This window comes from Roseburia sp. OM03-7AC, assembly GCF_003462625.1.
GTDB classification, from domain to species: Bacteria; Bacillota; Clostridia; order Lachnospirales; family Lachnospiraceae; genus Roseburia_C; species Roseburia_C amylophila.
Genome location: NZ_QTZJ01000021.1, coordinates 1 through 5,445, shown reverse-complemented (window position 1 = coordinate 5,445; position 5,445 = coordinate 1). Strand labels below are relative to the sequence as shown.

At 33.5% G+C, this 5,445-nt stretch carries 8 protein-coding genes; all 8 read right to left on the bottom strand.

What is annotated here, in order from left to right; all coding sequences use genetic code 11:
* Positions 1 to 893: 893 nt before the first annotated feature.
* Complete coding sequence (locus tag DXB39_RS14520; protein ID WP_117842374.1) at positions 894 to 1,211, bottom strand: hypothetical protein; 318 nt, start codon at positions 1,209 to 1,211, stop codon at positions 894 to 896.
* A 102-nt stretch (positions 1,212 to 1,313) separates the two neighbouring features.
* Positions 1,314 to 1,940, bottom strand: a complete 627-nt coding sequence (locus DXB39_RS14515) for a hypothetical protein (RefSeq protein ID WP_117842375.1) — start codon at positions 1,938 to 1,940, stop codon at positions 1,314 to 1,316.
* Between the two features lie 158 nt (positions 1,941 to 2,098).
* Positions 2,099 to 2,431, bottom strand: a complete 333-nt coding sequence (locus tag DXB39_RS14510; RefSeq protein WP_117842376.1) for a DUF2185 domain-containing protein — start codon at positions 2,429 to 2,431, stop codon at positions 2,099 to 2,101.
* Positions 2,432 to 2,764: 333 nt separating this feature from the next.
* Positions 2,765 to 2,998, bottom strand: coding sequence for an Imm74 family immunity protein (locus tag DXB39_RS14500; RefSeq protein WP_117842377.1), 234 nt, complete (start codon positions 2,996 to 2,998; stop codon positions 2,765 to 2,767).
* A 130-nt stretch (positions 2,999 to 3,128) separates the two neighbouring features.
* A complete protein-coding gene (locus DXB39_RS14495; RefSeq protein WP_117842378.1) occupies positions 3,129 to 3,446 on the bottom strand; it encodes a hypothetical protein in 318 nt (105 codons plus the stop codon).
* A 171-nt stretch (positions 3,447 to 3,617) separates the two neighbouring features.
* Positions 3,618 to 4,202, bottom strand: a complete 585-nt coding sequence (locus DXB39_RS14490) for a DNA/RNA non-specific endonuclease (RefSeq protein WP_158561528.1) — start codon at positions 4,200 to 4,202, stop codon at positions 3,618 to 3,620.
* Between the two features lie 132 nt (positions 4,203 to 4,334).
* Positions 4,335 to 4,787, bottom strand: coding sequence for a hypothetical protein (locus DXB39_RS14485; protein WP_117842380.1), 453 nt, complete (start codon positions 4,785 to 4,787; stop codon positions 4,335 to 4,337).
* A 13-nt stretch (positions 4,788 to 4,800) separates the two neighbouring features.
* The coding region (locus DXB39_RS14845) for a hypothetical protein (protein WP_117901615.1) at positions 4,801 to 5,445 on the bottom strand (645 nt) is incomplete at its 5' end.

Genomic DNA, 5,445 nt, shown 5'->3' with positions numbered 1-5,445 from the left:
TCTATCCACCGGTCAAGCTGTGCCAGAATCAGTTCCCGAATGCTGGTAATTTCTTCATACTTTACCTGAAATCCCATAACTTTCTCCACTTTTATTATTCTGTTTTTATCCTGTCTGTTATCTATTTTTCCCCTTTTCCATTCGACTTTCAAGGAAAAATATTCGACTTATTTTTGTCTGAAATTCGACTTTTCAGCACCCTATATTCGACTTTTGTGCCACCCTTATTTTTATTATATTTTTTCTTCCAAATTCCTTGTTTTATGCTGTTTTTCTCAAAATTTCCTTTACCGCTTTCCAGCAGATTCAAGGTCGAGCCAAAAATTTTTTAAGTCGAATCATATATAAAAACCGGTTACACTCATGTACGAAGTACGAATTGGTTGTGCATTTTTAACAACTGACAGGAATAAGTTCCTCATGAAAAATCCTCAAAAGTCTTACCCTTCAGATGCTCTCTGGATGGGTAATGCCTTCCAGAAATACAGTGCCGTAGGTCTGCTAATATCATTGGAAGACTGCTTGCAAGACGGATACGCGATATGCAACTGCTCATGAAGCTGATTCATCAGTCTAGATTTACATTCTGCTTTACGTTTCTCATAATACGCTCGAAAAGCTGAATGTCTTGGTATACCCTTTGATGATACCTGTATCATCTGGATTGCCCTGTAACAGAAAAATAGGAGATGCACCATAGCCCATAGCAGCTACGGAACCTCTCCTATTATGTGTTTTTGTTTAGGTAGAATGAGAAATTTTCATCCCCATATTCCTCTGTTGCGTGCTATTGTAACATGTTTTTTTGAAGCATTAAGAAAAATATCAAAAAATTATTACTCTCACATAATTAAAATTATATTGTTTCATAATAATTTTTCTCTAAAATGAAATCATCGGGAAAAATAGGACATACTATCTCTTTTATAATTCCAAAATAATTCATCTCCATTATCTGTAATACCCCAGAGAAACAAACCTGTTTTGCCGTTATAAAAATCAAAAGAAAACTGTTCTGGAAATTCACTTTGCATACTTATATACGCATCTTTCATAACGTTAAACTTCTCTATAGAATTTAAATTTTCATTTTCGGAAAATGGGGATAATATCCACAAAAACTCATTAATCCCTCCTTCTCCATGAAAATCGATAAACCGCTTATAGTCCTCTGGAAAAATAATTCCTATTTTTTCTCTATTTCTTCCCATGCGTTTTTTTTGCACTCTCCTTGTTGAACAGGAAAAAATTCATTAATGTCATGATTCATAAACAAACCTGCTTTCTATTCAATACTGTTTGATATATTGTCATCAAATGTAACCATTGTTTAATTCTCCGTTTTCAAATTTTTCAATAATTTTTTGACGCTCTATACTATCTTCAGATTTGAATTTCTTCCGCAAACTTATTACATCATTTGATTCTTTAATGCTGCTTCTGTCTTTAATTATCCCTTTATTATATAAAATTCCCATAACAGCAGTACTCCTGTTAACCTTATTACTATTATTAATATAAATGTCTACAAGAATGTTATATAATCGCTGACAAGGCTTACAATATGACAAAATTGAAACATATGATATCGTTTCCGGAGATGCATCAATATTTTTTTTAATTATATCTAAATATCCCTCATCTCCCGTAGCCTCATACAATATTTTACCAATTTCAACACTTGCTTCACTTGGTATTTGTAATAAATAAGGACTTTCTTTTAAAGCCTTGATACCATCATATTTTTTTAACTTAGGAAAAAATTGTGCTAATTCTATTTCATTTTTATTAAAAAAAGCATCCCAAATAATATCTTCTACTTCTTCTCGCTCCCAATCATATATTTCTTCCATCACTTCTGGATAATATCCATCCATTTTATCTGAGCCGTTTGCATTCAATTGTTTTATTAAACAATCATAAGCTTTACTATTTTGCATCTATAATTACCTCCTGAATAATAATATCATTTTCTTCGAGGATTGGTTTTTCTATATTTGACCAAAATTACAATATAATTCCGGATAAGTAAAACGCATCGTTCTCATAATATCAATCTTTCCTGAAAACAATGCGTTTTAACCTTATATAAAAAATACTATATTTTAAATATTTTCCCGGTATTATTATCTAAAAAGAATTTCTTTCCATTCTCTTCTACCAATTCTATGTCTGTCCCCACTTCGCAATTGTATATTGCGATAATTGCCGGTTCGATATTGGCAACTGTATTAAAATCACATATGCACATATTATCTGCTTTACTCAAATACTCATCGATATCAATATCCGAAAAAAATCTCCAACCATTGTCAATATTATTTAGCGATTCTTCTCTAACACACCATTTTAATTTTCCTTTATGATCTAAGATATTTTTTGAAACAATGCATCCACCTGCATCAGCAATAAAAGTCACTACTTTACTCATACTTTTTCAACCTCCCTAATAAACTTGCTCTATATGGCAATAGTGCTGCCAGTTCCAATGGTGATTTTCCCCATACATTCTTATGATTAACTAAAATATTTTTCTGTGCAAACCAAATCTGATATAAAGGTTCTAATTCCTCATCTGTATATTTCATGTTAATCAAATATTGTAATGGTACCCTTCCCCTTTTATCTGTTTAAAAGTTTACTACATATTTTCCATTATTTCTACTACTTTTTCCCAGTACCTCCCACTACTAGCCAGTCTCACCTTCCGCTTTTGAAACCGATTTTTATATCTGAAATACCTCATGTGGAGACATAATACATATTATTCAAAAACAATTTGAACCGTATTTTCATTCATGTTTCTCTGAACTTCCTGTATTATACTCTCAATTTGCTCTTCTAGAAGTTCTTCATGCTCATGTGGTGGCTCCCAAAATTTCATTGTATCTCTATATGCCACAAACTTTTTGCCTACAAGCATTTCTCCTTCTGCTCTTACAACATATCCGTTCTCCAAATCAATTTTTACATAATTCATACTACCTGTTATTTTCATGTTTTTCTACCTCTCGAAAATAATTTTTCAATCATCTCCACAGCATCTAGTTCTATGAAAACAATACGTTTGCATCTTTAAAGAAACTATGTTCCGTTGTGATTTCAGATATTCTTATACAAAGTCATTATTAAATATAGTCTTTCATAATGTTCCAAACCCTTTTTACTTCGTCATTATATTTCTCATTCAACTGATTTTTCAATTGAACATCTGCATCATAAATGATGAAATCGCCTAACCCACCTCTTGCAACAAACAATTTATTATAACTTTCTATCAAGTATTTCATTTTTTCACCATTGCTCTCATCCGAGTCAATACAATTAACTTGTCCCATAAGAATTCTTAATATCCCGTTATATTGTCCATATCCATATTTTTGTACCATTTTTCCAATCTCTATATACGCCTCTCGCAACTGCAAAAACTCTTCATTTCCTATCATTCTTCTATTTCCAATCTATTGTAATGTTCATTTTTTAATTCTCGAACTTTATCACACCACTCACTATCAAGGAGACAAAAATTACAATATAATTCCAGATAAGCAAAACGCATCATTCTCATAACATCAATCTTTCCTGAAAACAATGCGTTTTAACATTAACATCTACATCTACTTTTTTCCCTCGCTTATAGCTTTTGCCCATTGATTTTCTATTTTCTTATATTGACTCAAATTAACATCTTTTGATGGAGATACTATATTATCCAAATTTGGTGAACCGCCAAACCTATCTCCTGCTAAGTGTCCCGCATAATCTCCTGCAATTTTTCCTGGAGTGTTTGGGTTATGTTTTAGCCGACCATTTCGTTTCGTTAATTGTAGATTATCAGTATTCCAATTGGATATTCTTCCATTAGCATCTGTTTCGTAATTATACTTAAATTCACCTGTCTGATAGCTAATATTGGGTTTTAAATTTCCAGCTTCATCAAAAGGATTATCTGTAAAGACTTTTTGTGCTGTGTTTCTACCACTCTCCCCAACATTCCCCAGTTGCTGTTTTCTAAGTTCCAACAGCTCCTCCGGGTTTACTTTCTTTAATGCAAGTGCTTCGTCTACCTTTCCGATTCCTCTTATTTCTGCCTCTGTGAGCCCTTCCTTGCTTCCATTCTCAAGAAAATCAAGATATTTCTGGACATCTTCCTTTGACATTCCTTCTGCAAAAGAACCGTGTAATCCACTTACATTTGCCATGGAATCTATCTCGTTGAGCGTTCCATATGTTGCCATTCCGGTTAGTGAACCAACTACAAAGCCTGCCAGTGGACTGGTAAATTTCTTCTGTCATGCTCTTTTCCATGTAGCTGCTGGCTGCCATGGCATCACTCACTGCAACTCTAATTCTTTTTTTAAGTGTTCCAATTCAGAATCTCTCATATCACATACACATATTTCAATAATATCATCTGTTTCTGACAATCCAAAATACACTTTGTCCATTTTTATATAATGTGAACTTTTTTTGTCTGATAATATTATTCTGCTACCATTAGAATACAAAATAGTTTTAAAAACAGGGCATTCTATATCATCACTATGAAAAATTATCTTTCCATCTTCAAAATTTTCCACCACTAGCTTATCCGTAGTTTCTGAATACTCCTTGCAAAGCAGTAGCGTTATTCTTTTTAATAACTTACTCTTTATACCCACTGTAAATTCCAATGAAGAAGTTTTATCTTTTGAATACGAAATATATTCAACCGCTTCCTTATCCTTATTAAATATAATCTTCAAAGGAATATATTCTTCCAATTCCATATCTATTATATCTTGCATATTCTTGTACCTCCTAATGCCATCCATTAAACTGTGCATGTTTTATTACTGGCAACTGTCCTGCTTGTCTTGACTGAGCAAATATAAATTTCCAATTACCTTCCGTAATCTTTTCTCCATAAACAATTCCTGATTTAGTTGCCTCCTGAAGCGAACCATAAAAATCACTCATAATTTCTTGTGTATAAAGATTAGGATTTGTATATGCTGTGCCATTTCCCGTAGTAATCCCCTTATAAACTTCTTCATACATATGTTCAGTTGCATTTCCATGCACCCACATTTTTTCTCCATTAACCTCTATCTCAAATGATTTTGGAATATTAGTATACGGATACTTTTCTTGAGTTGGGGTAATATTATCCCATACAGTACCCGTCTTACTACCACTCTCTCCAACATTCCCCAACTGCTGCGGTCTTTTTACATTATTTACTACTTCCAGCTCTGCCTCACTGAGCGTTCCATATGTTGCCATTCCAGTTAGTGAACCAACTACAAAGCCTGCCAGTGGACTGTTGGTTGCTTCTGTCATGCTCTTTTCCACATAGCTGCTGGCTGCCACCGTCAGTCCCTGCTTTGCATACTCTGTTACTACAGCCCTTCCTATGGATGTTCCTGCACTTACTGCTGCATTTGCTGCCATTCCTCCGGTCAG

Coding starts and splice junctions, on each gene's coding strand:
- DXB39_RS14520 (WP_117842374.1), bottom strand. CDS start 1,211: ATGGGAAGAAATAGAGAAAAAATAGGAATTATTTTTCCAGAGGACTAT.
- DXB39_RS14515 (WP_117842375.1), bottom strand. CDS start 1,940: ATGCAAAATAGTAAAGCTTATGATTGTTTAATAAAACAATTGAATGCA.
- DXB39_RS14510 (WP_117842376.1), bottom strand. CDS start 2,431: ATGAGTAAAGTAGTGACTTTTATTGCTGATGCAGGTGGATGCATTGTT.
- DXB39_RS14500 (WP_117842377.1), bottom strand. CDS start 2,998: ATGAAAATAACAGGTAGTATGAATTATGTAAAAATTGATTTGGAGAAC.
- DXB39_RS14495 (WP_117842378.1), bottom strand. CDS start 3,446: ATGATAGGAAATGAAGAGTTTTTGCAGTTGCGAGAGGCGTATATAGAG.
- DXB39_RS14490 (WP_158561528.1), bottom strand. CDS start 4,202: ATGGCAAATGTAAGTGGATTACACGGTTCTTTTGCAGAAGGAATGTCA.
- DXB39_RS14485 (WP_117842380.1), bottom strand. CDS start 4,787: ATGCAAGATATAATAGATATGGAATTGGAAGAATATATTCCTTTGAAG.